This window comes from Pseudomonas sp. Sample_23 (assembly GCF_004307595.1).
In the GTDB taxonomy this organism is placed as follows: Bacteria; Pseudomonadota; Gammaproteobacteria; order Pseudomonadales; family Pseudomonadaceae; genus Aquipseudomonas; species Aquipseudomonas atacamensis.
On the sequence record NZ_RCNX01000095.1, the window covers coordinates 45,253 to 61,292 of the forward strand.

Annotated in this window: 12 protein-coding genes and 4 tRNA genes; all 16 read right to left on the minus strand. The window is 55.8% G+C overall.

The features are described from left to right. Window positions 1-40: 40 nt before the first annotated feature. Entirely contained in the window at window positions 41-4,240 is a 4,200-nt protein-coding gene (rpoC, locus tag D8U82_RS25640; protein WP_016772940.1) for a DNA-directed RNA polymerase subunit beta', read from the minus strand. Window positions 4,241-4,304: 64 nt separating this feature from the next. After that, window positions 4,305-8,378 (minus strand): DNA-directed RNA polymerase subunit beta, encoded by a 4,074-nt coding sequence (rpoB, locus tag D8U82_RS25645; protein ID WP_016772939.1) that lies wholly within the window; start codon window positions 8,376-8,378, stop codon window positions 4,305-4,307. A gap of 221 nt (window positions 8,379-8,599) precedes the next feature. After that, on the minus strand, window positions 8,600-8,965 hold the full coding sequence (gene rplL / locus D8U82_RS25650) for a 50S ribosomal protein L7/L12 (RefSeq protein WP_007962228.1): 366 nt from the start codon (window positions 8,963-8,965) through the stop codon (window positions 8,600-8,602). 73 nt (window positions 8,966-9,038) lie between these two features. Then, entirely contained in the window at window positions 9,039-9,539 is a 501-nt protein-coding gene (gene rplJ, locus D8U82_RS25655; RefSeq protein WP_008081912.1) for a 50S ribosomal protein L10, read from the minus strand. A gap of 198 nt (window positions 9,540-9,737) precedes the next feature. Next, complete coding sequence (gene rplA / locus D8U82_RS25660; RefSeq protein WP_016772938.1) at window positions 9,738-10,433, minus strand: 50S ribosomal protein L1; 696 nt, start codon at window positions 10,431-10,433, stop codon at window positions 9,738-9,740. After that, a complete protein-coding gene (rplK, locus tag D8U82_RS25665; RefSeq protein ID WP_003176435.1) occupies window positions 10,433-10,864 on the minus strand; it encodes a 50S ribosomal protein L11 in 432 nt (143 codons plus the stop codon). The genes rplA and rplK overlap by 1 nt, the downstream gene beginning before the upstream one ends. Before the next feature lie 118 nt (window positions 10,865-10,982). Next, window positions 10,983-11,516 carry a transcription termination/antitermination protein NusG gene (gene nusG / locus D8U82_RS25670; RefSeq protein WP_007957598.1) on the minus strand — a complete coding sequence of 178 codons (534 nt, stop codon included), beginning with the start codon at window positions 11,514-11,516 and terminating at the stop codon, window positions 10,983-10,985. A 9-nt stretch (window positions 11,517-11,525) separates the two neighbouring features. Next, complete coding sequence (secE, locus tag D8U82_RS25675; protein ID WP_016772937.1) at window positions 11,526-11,894, minus strand: preprotein translocase subunit SecE; 369 nt, start codon at window positions 11,892-11,894, stop codon at window positions 11,526-11,528. Window positions 11,895-11,939: 45 nt separating this feature from the next. Beyond that, a tRNA-Trp gene (locus tag D8U82_RS25680) sits at window positions 11,940-12,015 on the minus strand. A 53-nt stretch (window positions 12,016-12,068) separates the two neighbouring features. Continuing rightward, complete coding sequence (gene tuf / locus D8U82_RS25685; protein ID WP_064361246.1) at window positions 12,069-13,262, minus strand: elongation factor Tu; 1,194 nt, start codon at window positions 13,260-13,262, stop codon at window positions 12,069-12,071. A gap of 85 nt (window positions 13,263-13,347) precedes the next feature. Then, a tRNA-Thr gene (locus tag D8U82_RS25690) sits at window positions 13,348-13,423 on the minus strand. 27 nt (window positions 13,424-13,450) lie between these two features. Then, window positions 13,451-13,524, minus strand: a tRNA-Gly gene (locus D8U82_RS25695). 25 nt (window positions 13,525-13,549) lie between these two features. Further along, a tRNA-Tyr gene (locus D8U82_RS25700) sits at window positions 13,550-13,634 on the minus strand. A gap of 142 nt (window positions 13,635-13,776) precedes the next feature. Next, the gene (locus tag D8U82_RS25705) at window positions 13,777-14,208 is read right to left on the minus strand and encodes a hypothetical protein (RefSeq protein ID WP_125925892.1); all 432 of its coding nucleotides are present in this window, start codon (window positions 14,206-14,208) and stop codon (window positions 13,777-13,779) included. A gap of 7 nt (window positions 14,209-14,215) precedes the next feature. Next, window positions 14,216-14,968, minus strand: coding sequence for a pantothenate kinase (locus tag D8U82_RS25710; protein ID WP_130903219.1), 753 nt, complete (start codon window positions 14,966-14,968; stop codon window positions 14,216-14,218). Beyond that, a complete protein-coding gene (gene birA, locus D8U82_RS25715; RefSeq protein WP_130903220.1) occupies window positions 14,958-15,911 on the minus strand; it encodes a bifunctional biotin--[acetyl-CoA-carboxylase] ligase/biotin operon repressor BirA in 954 nt (317 codons plus the stop codon). Before birA ends, D8U82_RS25710 begins: the two co-directional genes overlap by 11 nt. Window positions 15,912-16,040: the final 129 nt, after the last annotated feature.

Below are 16,040 nucleotides of genomic sequence, written 5' to 3' on the forward strand. Positions count from 1 at the left end.
AACGGAGCGATCAGGGCCTCACGCTCGTTTATCGCAGAACTCAGTTACCGCTCGAGTTCAGCGCTTCGGTCAGTGCAGCTTCCACTTCACTGGCGCTTACGCGCAACGGCTTGTCGGCATCACGGCGACGCTTGCGCTCGCTGTGATAGGCAAGACCGGTACCGGCCGGGATCAGACGACCCACGACTACGTTTTCTTTCAGGCCGCGCAGGTAATCGCGCTTGCCGGTGACTGCCGCTTCGGTCAGTACGCGGGTGGTTTCCTGGAAGGAAGCCGCCGAGATGAACGATTCGGTGGACAACGACGCCTTGGTGATACCCAGCAGAACGCGAGTGAACTTGGAGACAAACTTGTCTTCCGCGCTCAGACGCTCGTTCTCTACCAGAACGTGAGTCAGTTCCATCTGGTCGCCCTTGATGAAGCTGGAATCGCCGGACTCGGAGATCTCAACTTTACGCAGCATCTGACGCAGGATGGTCTCGATGTGCTTGTCGTTGATCTTCACGCCTTGCAGACGATAAACGTCCTGGATCTCGTTGACGATGTACTTGGCCAGCGCGCTTACACCCAGCAGACGCAGGATGTCGTGCGGATCGCTTGGACCGTCGGAGATAACTTCGCCGCGGTTTACCTGTTCGCCTTCGAAGACGTTCAGGTGACGCCACTTCGGAATCAGCTCTTCGTACGGATCGCTACCGTCGTTCGGGGTAATGACCAGACGGCGCTTGCCTTTGGTCTCTTTACCGAACGCGATGGTGCCGCTGACTTCAGCCAGAATCGACGCTTCTTTCGGACGACGGGCTTCGAACAGGTCGGCAACACGCGGCAGACCACCGGTGATGTCACGGGTCTTCGAAGTTTCCTGCGGGATACGAGCGATAACGTCACCGATCGCAATCTTCGCACCGTCAGCCACACCGACCAGGGCGTTGGCTGGCAGGAAGTACTGAGCGATAACGTCAGTGCCTGGCAGCAACAGATCCTTGCCGTTGTCGTCGACCATCTTCACTGCTGGACGGATTTCCTTACCGGCAGCTGGACGATCTTTCGCGTCAAGTACTTCAATATTGGTCATACCGGTCAATTCGTCAGTCTGACGCTTGATCGTGATGCCTTCTTCCATGCCCACGTAGGTCACGGTACCTTTCATTTCGGTAACGATCGGGTGAGTGTGCGGATCCCACTTGGCCACGATTGCGCCAGCGTCAACCTTGTCACCTTCTTTAACCGAAATCACAGCACCGTACGGCAGCTTGTAACGCTCGCGCTCACGACCGAAGTCATCCGCGATTGCCAGCTCACCGGAACGGGACACAGCAACCAGATGGCCATCCACTCGCTCAACGTGCTTCAGGTTGTGCAGACGGACGGTACCGCCATTCTTCACCTGAACGCTGTCGGCTGCGGAAGTACGGCTTGCCGCACCACCGATGTGGAACGTACGCATGGTCAGCTGGGTACCCGGCTCACCGATAGACTGGGCAGCGATAACGCCGACCGCTTCACCGATGTTCACCTGGTGACCACGAGCCAGATCACGGCCGTAGCACTTGGCGCAGATGCCGTAGCGGGTTTCGCAGCTGATCGGCGAACGCACGATCACTTCGTCGATGCTGTTCAGCTCGATGAACTCGACCCACTTCTCGTCAACCAGAGTGCCGGCAGGAACGATAACGTCCTCGGTACCCGGCTTGAATACGTCACGGGCAATGACACGACCCAGTACGCGCTCACCCAACGGTTCTACAACGTCACCGCCTTCAATGTGCGGAGTCATCAGCAGACCGTGTTCGGTGCCGCAATCGATCTCGGTTACTACCAGATCCTGCGCCACGTCTACCAGACGACGAGTCAGGTAACCGGAGTTAGCGGTTTTCAACGCGGTATCCGCCAGACCTTTACGAGCACCGTGCGTCGAGATGAAGTACTGAAGTACGCTCAGACCTTCACGGAAGTTCGCAGTAATCGGCGTTTCAATGATGGAACCGTCCGGCTTGGCCATCAGACCACGCATACCGGCCAGCTGACGAATCTGTGCTGCGGAACCCCGCGCACCCGAGTCGGCCATCATGTACATCGAGTTGAAAGACTCTTGGTCGACTTCGTCGCCGTGACGGTCGATGACTTTCTCTTTCGAGAGGTTGGCCATCATCGCCTTGGAAACTTCGTCGTTCGCTTTCGACCAGAGGTCGATCACTTTGTTGTACTTCTCGCCCTGGGTTACCAGGCCGGAGGCGTACTGGCTCTCGATCTCTTTCACTTCGTCGGTGGCCGCACCGATGATGCGGGCTTTTTCATCCGGGATAACGAAGTCGTTAACACCGATGGAAACGCCGGAGATGGTCGAGTAAGCGAAACCGGTGTACATCAACTGGTCAGCGAAGATCACGGTCTCTTTCAGACCAACCACGCGGTAGCACTGGTTGATCAGCTTGGAGATCGCCTTTTTCTTCATCGGCAGGTTGACGACGTCGAACGACAGACCTTTTGGCACAACCTGGAACAGCAGCGCACGGCCGACAGTGGTGTCGACGATACGGGTACCGCTCACGCTGTTGCCGTCACGGTCGTTGACGGTTTCGTTGATACGAACCTTGACCTTGGCGTGCAGTGCGGCTTCGCCGGCACGGAACACACGGTCGACTTCCTGCAGATCCGCGAACACACGACCTTCGCCCTTGGCGTTGATCGCTTCACGAGTCATGTAGTACAGACCCAATACAACGTCCTGCGACGGAACGATGATTGGCTCACCGTTGGCTGGCGACAGAATGTTGTTGGTCGACATCATCAACGCACGCGCTTCGAGCTGGGCTTCCAGCGTCAGCGGTACGTGCACGGCCATCTGGTCGCCGTCGAAGTCGGCGTTGTACGCGGCGCAGACCAGAGGGTGCAGCTGGATAGCCTTACCTTCGATCAGTACCGGTTCAAACGCCTGGATACCCAGACGGTGAAGGGTCGGCGCACGGTTGAGCAGAACCGGGTGTTCGCGAATCACTTCAGCGAGAACGTCCCAAACCTCTGGCAACTCGCGCTCGACCATTTTCTTGGCCGCTTTGATGGTGGTCGCCAGACCACGCATTTCCAGCTTGCCGAAAATGAACGGCTTGAACAGCTCGAGAGCCATCTTCTTCGGCAGACCGCACTGGTGCAGACGCAGGGTCGGGCCTACGGTAATTACCGAACGACCGGAGTAGTCAACACGCTTACCGAGCAAGTTCTGACGGAAACGACCTTGCTTACCCTTGATCATGTCAGCCAGGGATTTCAGAGGACGCTTGTTGGAACCAGTGATAGCGCGGCCACGACGACCGTTGTCGAGCAGTGCATCGACCGCTTCCTGCAACATACGCTTTTCGTTGCGCACGATGATGTCCGGCGCGGACAGATCCAGCAGGCGCTTCAAACGGTTGTTACGGTTGATCACTCGACGATACAGATCGTTGAGGTCGGAGGTCGCGAAACGACCGCCATCCAGCGGGACCAGTGGACGCAGATCTGGCGGCAGAACCGGCAAAACGGTCAGCACCATCCACTCTGGCAGGTTGCCGGAACCCTGGAAGGCTTCCATCAACTTCAGACGCTTGGACAGCTTCTTGATCTTGGTTTCCGAGTTGGTTTGCGGAATCTCTTCGCGCAGACGGCCAATCTCGTGCTCCAGGTCGATAGCGTGCAGCAGTTCACGGACAGCTTCGGCACCCATGCGGGCGTCGAAATCGTCACCGAACTCTTCCAGCGCTTCGAAATACTGCTCGTCGTTCAGCAGCTGACCTTTTTCAAGGGTGGTCATGCCTGGATCGATAACGACATAGCTCTCGAAGTAGAGAACGCGTTCGATATCACGCAGGGTCATGTCCATCAGCAGGCCGATACGCGACGGCAGCGATTTCAGGAACCAGATGTGGGCAACCGGCGAAGCCAGTTCGATGTGCGCCATGCGCTCACGACGAACCTTGGCCAGTGCAACTTCAACGCCGCACTTCTCGCAGATCACACCACGGTGCTTCAAGCGCTTGTACTTACCGCACAGGCACTCGTAATCCTTTACCGGACCAAAGATCTTGGCGCAGAACAGGCCGTCACGCTCGGGTTTGAACGTACGGTAGTTGATGGTTTCCGGCTTTTTAACTTCACCGAACGACCACGAACGGATCATCTCCGGCGAGGCCAATCCGATGCGGATGGCGTCGAACTCTTCGACTTGACCCTGGTTTTTCAGCAAATTCAGTAGGTCTTTCAAGGCCTTTCCTCCTGGCGGAGCAGAGAGCGGGCATTCCTGCCCCGCTCTCGATTCGCGTCACGTGTTATTCGGTTTCCAGATCGATATCGATGCCGAGGGAACGAATTTCCTTGATCAACACGTTGAAGGACTCGGGCATGCCCGGCTCCATACGGTGATCGCCATCCACGATGTTCTTGTACATCTTGGTACGGCCGTTCACATCGTCCGACTTCACTGTGAGCATTTCTTGCAGAGTGTAAGCAGCACCGTATGCTTCCAGTGCCCAGACCTCCATCTCCCCGAAACGCTGACCACCGAACTGCGCCTTACCACCCAGCGGCTGCTGGGTAACCAGGCTGTAAGAACCGGTAGAACGCGCGTGCATCTTGTCGTCTACCAAGTGGTTCAGCTTCAGCATGTACATGTAGCCAACGGTAACTGGACGCTCGAACTTGTTGCCGGTGCGGCCGTCGGTCAGTTGCATCTGGCCGCTTTCCGGCAGGTCTGCCAGTTTCAGCATGGCCTTGATTTCGCTTTCCTTGGCGCCGTCGAACACTGGAGTGGCCATTGGAACGCCGCCACGCAGGTTGTTCGCCAGATCGAGGATTTCCTGATCGGAGAAGCTGTCCAGATCTTCGTTACGACCGCCGATCTGGTTGTAGATCTCGTCCAGGAAGGTGCGCAGTTCAGCGACTTTACGCTGCTCTTCGACCATCCGGTTGATCTTCTCGCCCAGACCTTTGGCCGCGAGGCCCAGGTGGGTTTCGAGGATCTGACCAACGTTCATACGCGAAGGTACGCCCAGCGGGTTGAGGACCACGTCGACCGGGGTGCCATTGGCATCGTGCGGCATGTCTTCAACCGGCATGATCACGGAGACCACACCCTTGTTACCGTGACGACCGGCCATCTTGTCGCCCGGCTGGATGCGGCGACGGATTGCCAGGTAAACCTTGACGATTTTCAGCACGCCTGGAGCCAGGTCATCGCCCTGCTGCAGTTTGCGCTTCTTGTCTTCGAACTTGTCGTCCAGCAGACGGCGACGATCTACGATGTAAGCCTGAGCCTTCTCGAGCTGCTCGTTCAGCGCATCTTCAGCCATGCGCAGTTTGAACCACTGGCCGTGCTCAAGACCGTCGAGTACTTCGTCGGTGATGTCCTGACCTTTCTTCAGGCCGGCGCCGCCTTCGGCCTTGTGGCCTACCAGTGCGGAACGCAGACGTTCGAAAGTCGCGCCTTCAACGATGCGGAACTCTTCGTTCAGATCCTTGCGAATCTCGTCCAGCTGGGACTTCTCGATCGACAGTGCACGAGCATCACGCTCAACGCCGTCGCGGGTGAAGACCTGTACGTCGATGACAGTACCTTTGGTGCCGGTCGGCACGCGCAGGGAGGTGTCTTTAACGTCGCTGGCTTTTTCACCGAAGATTGCACGCAGCAGTTTTTCTTCCGGAGTCAGTTGGGTCTCGCCTTTCGGAGTGACCTTACCCACCAGGATGTCGCCTGCGCCTACTTCAGCACCTACGTAAACGATACCGGCTTCGTCCAGCTTGTTCAGTGCAGCTTCACCCACGTTCGGGATGTCCGCAGTGATTTCCTCTGGGCCAAGCTTGGTGTCACGGGCCACACAGGTCAGTTCCTGAATGTGGATCGTGGTGAAACGGTCTTCCTGAACCACACGCTCGGACAGGCAGATGGAGTCTTCGAAGTTGAAGCCGTTCCATGCCATGAACGCGATGCGCATGTTCTGACCCAGCGCCAGTTCACCCATGTCGGTGGACGGGCCGTCGGCCATGATGTCGCTACGCTGAACGCGATCACCTTTACGCACCAGCGGACGCTGGTTGATGCAGGTGTTCTGGTTCGAGCGGGTGTATTTGGTCAGGTTGTAGATGTCGACACCGGCTTCACCGGTTTCAACTTCGTCATCGGCAACACGAACCACGATACGGCTGGCGTCGACGGAGTCGATCACGCCACCACGACGAGCCACGACGCAAACGCCGGAGTCACGGGCTACGTTACGCTCCATGCCGGTACCTACCAGCGGCTTGTCAGCGCGCAGAGTCGGTACAGCCTGACGCTGCATGTTCGAACCCATCAACGCACGGTTGGCGTCGTCGTGCTCGAGGAACGGAATCAGCGACGCTGCAACCGATACAACCTGCTTCGGCGAAACGTCCATCAGGGTGACGTCTTCCGGCGCCTTGACGGTGAATTCGTTCAGGTGACGTACGGCAACCAGTTCGTCGATCAGGACTTTCTGCTCGTTCATGGTCGCCGAAGCCTGCGCGATCACGTGATCGGCTTCTTCAATAGCGGACAGGAACACGATCTCGTCGGTGACCACACCCTCTTTCACCACGCGGTACGGGCTTTCCAGGAAGCCGTACTGGTTGGTGCGAGCGTACGCAGCCAGGGAGTTGATCAGGCCGATGTTCGGACCTTCCGGCGTTTCAATCGGGCAGACACGACCGTAGTGAGTCGGGTGTACGTCACGGACTTCGAAGCCTGCGCGCTCACGAGTCAGACCGCCAGGGCCGAGTGCAGAGACACGACGCTTGTGGGTGATCTCGGACAGCGGGTTGTTCTGGTCCATGAACTGCGACAGCTGGCTGGAACCGAAGAACTCTTTCACCGCCGCAGCCACTGGCTTGGCGTTGATCAGGTCTTGCGGCATCAGGCCTTCGCTTTCTGCCATCGACAGACGCTCTTTGACCGCACGCTCAACACGTACCAGGCCAACGCGGAACTGGTTCTCGGCCATTTCGCCTACGCAGCGAACACGACGGTTACCCAGGTGGTCGATGTCATCGACGATGCCTTTACCGTTGCGGATGTCGACCAGAGTCTTCAGGACCGCGACGATGTCTTCCTTGCACAGCACGCCCGAACCTTCGATCTCGGTACGACCGATACGACGGTTGAACTTCATCCGGCCGACCGCAGACAGGTCATAGCGCTCAGGGCTGAAGAACAGGTTGTTGAACAGGGTTTCGGCAGCGTCTTTGGTTGGCGGCTCGCCTGGACGCATCATGCGATAGATCTCGACCAGCGCTTCCAATTGGTTGCTGGTGGAGTCGATCTTCAGCGTGTCGGAGACGAACGGACCGCAGTCGATGTCGTTGGTGTACAGGGTCTCGATGCGAACGACCTGAGCCTTGGCGATTTTTGCCAGGACTTCAGTGTTCAGCTCGGTGTTGCATTCGGCCAGGATTTCTCCGGTAGCCGGGTGCACGATAGCCTTGGCGGTGGTGCGACCAAGGACGTAGTCCAGTGGCACGTCCAGCGTCTTGATACCGGCTTTTTCGATCTGGTTGATGTGGCGCGCGGTAATACGGCGGCCTTGCTCAACGATGACCTTGCCCTTCTCGTCCTGGATGTCCAGAACCGCAACTTCACCACGCAGGCGCGACGGCACCAGTTCCAGGCTGAGGGTTTCGCCGCTCAGGTGGAATACGTTGGTGGTGTAGAACGCGTCCAGCACTTCTTCGGTGGTGTAACCGAGTGCGCGCAGCAGTACCGAAGCCGGCAGTTTGCGACGACGGTCGATACGCACGAAGACGCAGTCTTTCGGGTCGAATTCGAAGTCCAGCCACGAACCGCGGTAAGGAATGATGCGAGCCGAGTACAGCAGTTTGCCGGAGCTGTGCGTCTTGCCGCGGTCGTGGTCGAAGAACACGCCCGGGGAACGGTGCAGCTGGGAAACGATAACACGCTCGGTACCGTTGATTACGAAGGTACCGTTCTCAGTCATCAGGGGGATTTCACCCATGTAGACTTCTTGCTCTTTGATGTCCTTGATCGCTTTGTTCGACGATTCTTTGTCGAAAATGATCAGGCGCACTTTTACCCGCAAAGGTACGGCGAAAGTTACACCGCGCAATACGCATTCTTTGACATCAAATGCCGGTTCGCCCAGGCGATAACCGACGTACTCCAGCGCAGCATTGCCGGAGTAGCTGATGATCGGGAAAACGGATTTGAAGGCCGCATGCAGGCCCACGTCGCGGAACTGATCTTTAGTCGCTCCCGCTTGCAAGAATTCACGATACGAATCCAGCTGGATGGCCAGGAGGTAAGGCACATCCATGACGTCCGGCAACTTGCTAAAGTCCTTGCGGATACGTTTTTTCTCAGTATATGAGTAAGCCATCAGCGTTCCCCAGCTTGGTCACCTGCTTGTTTGGCCCCTCCCGACGGGAGCAGCCAGAAAATCGTGCAAACCCCATGGTTTGCGCCACCGCATCGGGTGGTTACAGCGCCTTTATCAGCACCGACCCAGTCGGCTGCCAATAACGGAAAAAGGCCGGTGGCAAGAGCCACCAGCCATCAGCCTGTCGCTTGACGCTCGGGCTGGAGGAGCAAAGTCGATGCTTACTTCAGCTCGACTTTAGCGCCTGCTTCTTCCAGCTTCTTCTTGGCGTCTTCAGCCGCTTCTTTCGAAACGCCTTCAGCTACAACCTGAGGAGCGCCGTCTACTTTCTCTTTGGCTTCTTTCAGGCCCAGACCGGTCAGTTCACGAACTGCCTTGATCACGTTAACCTTCTTCTCGCCAGCTTCCAGCAGAACAACGTTGAACTCGGTTTGCTCTTCAACAGCAGCAGCAGCTACAGCTGGGCCAGCCGAAGCGGCAGCAGCGGTAACACCGAAGGTTTCTTCCATCGCTTTGATCAGCTCAACGATTTCCACTACGGATTTCTGGCCGATTGCTTCGATGATTTGTTCGTTAGTCAGAGACATGACTCAATTCCTGAATTGGGGGACGGCCTACGCGACCATCGAAATAAACAAAAAACGCGAGAAGTGACGAGCCTTAGGCTGCGGCAGCTTCTTTCTGGTCGCGAATTGCCGCCAGAGTACGAGCCAATTTGCTGGTTGCGCCTTGAATCACGCTCATCAGCTGAGAAATTGCTTCGTCACGGGTCGGCAGAGTTGCCAGTACGTCGATCTGATTAGCTGCGAGGAACTTGCCCTCGAACGCAGCTGCCTTGATCTCGAACTTGTCCTGACCCTTGGCAAACTCTTTGAAGATACGGGCAGCAGCGCCCGGATGTTCGTTCGAGAATGCAATCAGGGTCGGGCCGGTGAACACGTCGTTGAGGACACTGTATTGAGTGTCAGCAACAGCGCGCTTGAGCAGGGTGTTACGTACAACACGTACGTAAACGCCAGCTTCACGAGCCTCTTTACGGAGTCCGGTCATTGCGCCTACTGTTACGCCACGTGCATCAACCACGACAGCGGACAGAGCGACTTTGGCAGCCTCGTTGACTTCAGCGACGATGGCCTTCTTGTCTTCGAGATTAATTGCCACGGGTTTAACTCCTGCTTGTTACCGTTTCATTCGATCGGAACCGAATGTCGTTTTGGTGTCTGATTCGGTAAGGAACCGGGAGCACCATCTGCGTAGGCTTGAGGTTTAAGGCTTGCGCCGCCTACGGTCTTGGATAGCCCCCGCCAGGCAGGGACCCCAATCTTTCAATTGGCGCGGCAAACCGCGCCAACCTTTGTCTTACGCGTCGAGCGAGCTCTGGTCGATAACCAGACCTGGGCCCATGGTGGTGCTCAGGGTAACGCGCTTGACGTAAATGCCTTTCGAGGAAGCTGGCTTGATACGCTTCAGATCAGCGATCAGGGCTTCAACGTTTTCCTTCAGCTTGACGGCGTCGAAGCCCATCTTGCCAACGGAAGTGTGGATGATGCCGTTTTTGTCGGTGCGATAACGAACCTGACCAGCCTTGGCGTTCTTGACCGCGTTGGCTACGTCTGGAGTTACGGTGCCGACTTTAGGGTTAGGCATCAGGCCACGTGGACCGAGGATCTGACCCAACTGACCTACAACGCGCATGGCATCCGGGGATGCGATCACTACGTCATAGTTCAGGTCGCCGCCTTTCATTTCGGCAGCCAGGTCGTCCATACCTACACGGTCAGCGCCGGCAGCCAGAGCGGCCTCAGCAGCTGGACCCTGGGTGAACACAGCAACGCGAACGGTCTTGCCAGTGCCGTGCGGCAGCACAGTAGCGCTACGAACAACCTGGTCAGATTTACGCGGGTCTACACCCAGGTTTACAGCAACGTCGAACGACTCGCTGAACTTGACAGTCGACAGCTCGGCCAGCAGAGCAGCGGCGTCTACAATGTTGTAGGCCTTGCCTGCTTCGATTTTGCCGGCGATAGCCTTTTGACGCTTGGTCAGCTTAGCCATTACACACCCTCCACGTTAAGGCCCATGCTACGAGCAGAACCGGCGATAGTACGCACGGCTGCATCCATATCAGCTGCAGTCAGATCCGCGTTTTTGGTTTTCGCGATTTCTTCCAGCTGAGCACGGGTAACAGTGCCAACCTTAACGGTGTTCGGACGAGCGGAACCGCTGGTCAGACCGGCCGCCTTCTTCAGCAGAACCGAAGCAGGGGTGGATTTGGTTTCGAAAGTGAAGCTACGGTCGCTGTAGACAGTGATGATCACTGGAGTCGGCAAACCTGGCTCAAGACCCTGAGTACGGGCGTTGAAAGCCTTGCAGAATTCCATGATGTTCACGCCGTGCTGACCCAGAGCAGGACCAACCGGTGGACTTGGGTTAGCCTGAGCGGCCTTCACTTGCAGCTTGATGTAAGCGGTAATCTTCTTGGCCATGAGGCACTCCAATTACGGGTTCGAACGCCTCGAAAGGCTCCCCGGTTACTTGCGCGTTTATCCCAGTGACGACAAAACCCCACAGCCTAAGGCTGCGGGGTTGGGATTGCTTGTCCAGTTAGACCTTCTCGACCTGACTGAACTCGAGCTCCACCGGAGTAGAGCGACCGAAAATGAGCACTGCCACTTGGATCCGGCTCTTTTCGTAGTTAACTTCTTCCACAACGCCATTGAAATCAGCGAATGGACCGTCATTGACACGCACCGTCTCGCCTGGCTCGAACAACGTCTTCGGCTTCGGCTTGTCGCTACCATCAGCAACGCGACGCAGAATCGCTTCTGCCTCTTTATCGGTAATTGGTGCAGGCTTGTCAGCGGTACCGCCGATGAAACCCATCACCCGAGGAGTATCCTTGACCAAGTGCCAAGTACCCTCGTTCATATCCATCTGGACCAGCACATAGCCTGGGAAGAACTTCCGTTCGCTTTTGCGCTTCTGGCCGTTACGCATCTCAACCACTTCTTCAGTGGGAACCAGAATCTCGCCGAAGCCATCTTCCATGCCAGCCAGCTTTACGCGCTCGATCAGCGAGCGCATCACATGCTTCTCGTAACCCGAGTAAGCATGCACAACATACCAACGCTTAGCCACGGGACACCCTTAGCCGACAATCAAGGAAACAAGCCAGCCGAGCAGGGAATCGAGACCCCACAACAGCAACGCCATAACCAGAACAACAGCCACGACAATCAGCGTGGTCTGCGTGGTTTCTTGGCGAGTTGGCCACACGACTTTACGAATCTCGGTGCGAGCTTCCTTAACCAGTACAAAGAAAGACTTGCCCTTCGCGGTCTGCAGGCCTACAAAGGCAGCTACAGCAGCAATGGCAAGCAAAGCGAGTACACGGTACAGGATCGGCGAAGCAGCGTAATACTGATTGCCAACAACGCCAACAACCACCAAAGCGACTACTACAAGCCACTTGAGCAGATCGAAGCGAGAGCCTTGAGCTTCAGCTTTAGGAGTCATCTATGAAGATCCTGTGAAAAGAAAGCCAGACACACCGAGTGAATCTGGCAGGTCAGGAGGGAATCGAACCCCCAACCTACGGTTTTGGAGACCGTCGCTCTGCCAATTGAGCTACTGACCTAAAACAAAATCAGGCCGACCATTATGCCGGCCCGAAAAATACATTACAACCGCTTATTCGATGATTTTGGCTACGACGCCAGCGCCGACGGTACGACCGCCTTCACGGATAGCGAAACGCAGACCGTCTTCCATCGCGATGGTTTTGATCAGGGTAACAGTCATCTGAATGTTGTCACCTGGCATTACCATTTCAACGCCTTCTGGCAGCTCGCAGTTACCAGTCACGTCAGTAGTACGGAAGTAGAACTGTGGACGGTAGCCTTTGAAGAACGGAGTGTGACGACCGCCTTCTTCCTTGCTCAGAACGTAAACTTCTGCGGTGAACTTGGTGTGCGGCTTGACCGAACCTGGCTTGACCAGAACCTGGCCACGCTCAACGTCGTCACGCTTGGTACCACGCAGCAGAACGCCGCAGTTCTCGCCAGCACGACCTTCGTCGAGCAGCTTGCGGAACATTTCAACACCAGTGCAAGTAGTAACGGTGGTGTCACGCAGACCAACGATTTCCAGCGGATCCTGAACGCGAACGATACCGCGCTCGATACGACCAGTCACAACAGTACCGCGACCCGAGATCGAGAATACGTCTTCGATTGGCATCAGGAATGGCTTGTCGATCATACGAACTGGTTCTGGGATGTAGGCATCCAGAGTTTCAACCAGTTTCTTGACGGCAGTGGTGCCCATCTCGTTGTCGTCTTTGCCTTCCAGCGCCATACGAGCCGAACCGATGATGATCGGAGTGTCGTCGCCCGGGAAGTCGTAAGTCGACAGCAGGTCACGAACTTCCATCTCAACCAGTTCCAGCAGCTCAGCGTCGTCTACCAGGTCAGCCTTGTTCAGGAAGACCACGATGTACGGAACGCCAACCTGACGGGACAGCAGGATGTGCTCACGGGTTTGCGGCATCGGACCATCAGCGGCCGAGCAAACCAGGATAGCGCCGTCCATCTGAGCAGCACCGGTGATCATGTTCTTCACGTAGTCAGCGTGACCTGGGCAGTCAACGTGAGCGTAGTGACGGATCTTCGAGTTGTACTCAACGTGCGCGGTGTTGATGGTGATACCGCGAGCTTTTTCTTCTGGTGCGCTGTCGATCTTGTCGAAGTCAACGATTGCAGAACCGAAAACTTCGGAGCAAACGCGAGTCAGAGCAGCAGTCAGAGTGGTTTTACCGTGGTCAACGTGACCAATGGTCCCAACGTTGACGTGGGGCAGGGAACGATCAAATTTTTCCTTAGCCATCGATATCACCCTCTACAGAAGAAATTAGACAAACAATATCAACCATTAAAACAAAGGCAGATATTTTCATATCTGCCTTGTTATATGGAGCTCTTGAGCGGATTTGAACCGCTGACCTCACCCTTACCAAGGGTGTGCTCTACCAACTGAGCTACAAGAGCAAAACCCTTTTGCACAACCTGCAAACTTGGAGCGGGTAGCGGGAATCGAACCCGCATCATCAGCTTGGAAGGCTGAGGTTCTACCACTAAACTATACCCGCGGAGCCTGCAGCTCACGCTTAAATCTGGTGGAGGGAGAAGGATTCGAACCTTCGAAGTCGTAGACGTCAGATTTACAGTCTGATCCCTTTGGCCGCTCGGGAACCCCTCCTAATCAGGCCGGCATTCTATATCATGCCAAACCCCTGTCAAGCATTTTCTCATTTAAAAACCTGAGGTTAGCTGCGTTGACACGCTTCACTTCGAATCCCGTTTAAGGTGTTCGCTGTGGAGCGGGCGCCATTCTATGCAAACTATTGAGCAGGTGCAACCCCTTCGCACAGCATTATTTTATGTTTTAACTCATTGAATTCCTTGGAAAGGTTTTGCAACTGCTGATCGCCCAACAAACGCTGGCCATCCGGCGCAACTGCAAGCCAGTAACCGCTTCCTGCAGCATCTTTCGGCACGGATTGAGCATTGACCCTCATCGCCACCAGGCGCTGTTGCAGCTTGGCAATTGAATCCTCTTCAGAAAATCCACCAAGGAAAAGACACTGCTGACGCGGCACCACCTGCCCTCTCCCGCCTTCACCAGCAGTTTCGCTCAGTAGACGGATATCCTGCTGCGAACCGCGATACAGACTAAGGGGCGTTACATCTTTGGCTCGCAAGGGCGCTTCCTGCTGATGCCAGACATAGTAAAAAACATTGAGAACCACTAGGAGCAGGAACAACCAACGCATATAAACCTCAGGACAAGGGACACGCCATCGCCAAGCCGACAAAAACCAGGTCGGGCACAACCCTGGCGTCAGGCGCGACGCCTTTAACCAACTCGGCATCCCCTCCCGTAATAAAGACGGTGAATTGCTCTCCCCAGTACGCTCGAGCCAGCTCTAATTGAGTGAGAACAAAGCCCCTCAGCATCAAAGAACAACCGCGCTCCACCGCTTCCACGGTGGTACGCCCCGGGACATGACTGGAAAGGGCGCGCTCTGCCGCCTCATCACCATAACGAATTTTACGGGTATGGGTGCGAAGCTGGTTTCGCATCAAAGGCATGCCTGGACAAATGAACCCACCGAGATGCTCACCGTCAGCCCCGACAAAATCGGCAGTAACCGCAGTACCGAAGTCGAGAACCAGACAAGCACTTCCGGCAGCCAGGTGAAAGCCGCCAAGCATCGCCAGCCAGCGATCAAGCCCCAGACGCTCATAGTCTTCGTAGCCGTTTCGAACGCCGGACATCTCGCGAGCGGGCTTCGCACGCGAGATAGGAATACCGAACTCGCGCTCGAGCATTTCGGTTAAAGCGCTGGTTTCCTCGTTGGTCCTGACGCTTACCAAACGACAGTGGAGCAGTGACAGCGACTTTATGATGCGCAAGCTCTCAAGCAAAGCCTGGTTAGAGTCTACAACTCCTTCCGAGACCAGCTCGCTCGCCGAGGCATTCAGCACGCGCCATTTAATAAAGCTATTGCCGCAGTCAAGCTCAAGAATCATCACGCAACCTCAGGCTGAGCTCTCCACCACTAAAGGCTTTTTCAACACCATCTACAATCAAGCGCAACCCGCCTTGGTTATCAATCCCGAGCACTACCCCATCGATACGGCTGTTACCAGCGATCAACGACACGGACCGACCCTGCCACAGATGATTTTCCGCCCATTCTGCCTGCAGACTTGCGAACCCGTTGAGCTGGTGTTTATGGATATGAGTCTTGAGTTGATTACTCAATTCAACCACCAGAGCATTGCGATCGCAGGCTTTGCCTGACTCCAGTTTTATAGAAGTCCATTGCTGGTCGACCTCATCGGCAACCTGCATATTCACGTTGATTCCTATACCCAATACAACATGACACACATCCGCAGGATCGCCGACGAGTTCGAGCAGAATGCCGGCTATTTTCTTGTTACCCACCAAAACATCATTGGGCCACTTCAAACCGGCATTGGCCACACCGGTGTTTCGCAAGGCCTGCATCACCGCCAAGCCAACAACAAGGCTCAGTCCCTCAAGCTGACGCATGCCGCCTTCGATGCGGAGTACAAGGCTGTAATAAAGATTTTCTGCAAATGGGCTTACCCACTTACGACCTCGACGACCACGGCCTGCCAATTGTCGCTCCGCGAGCACCAAAAACGGCACGGCGGCGCCGTCACTGATGGAGCGCAGAGCTTCGGCATTTGTCGAGTCAACAGAGTCGAACACACGCACCGGCCATTGAGGCATCTTCCTGGTTATTTCAAGAGGATCAAGGAGCGTCAGAGGCGTCGACAATTGATATCCGCGACCGCGAACTTTATGGATCGACAGGCCAAGTTCCGCTTCAAGCTGTTGTAGCTGCTTCCATACAGCACTTCGGCTTATTCCCAGGGCAACGCCCAGGTCCTGTCCGGAATGGAATCGTCCATCCTTCAGTAGATTCAACAACGTCAGCATGCAGGTATCGCCTCACAATGAGGCCCGCATAATAGCCATGCCCCGGGCCGTTGCATAGAAATCAAGCGGACACATTTCTCGCAGGCAAAACAAAACCCCAACTGCTTTCGCAATTGGGGTTTCGGAATT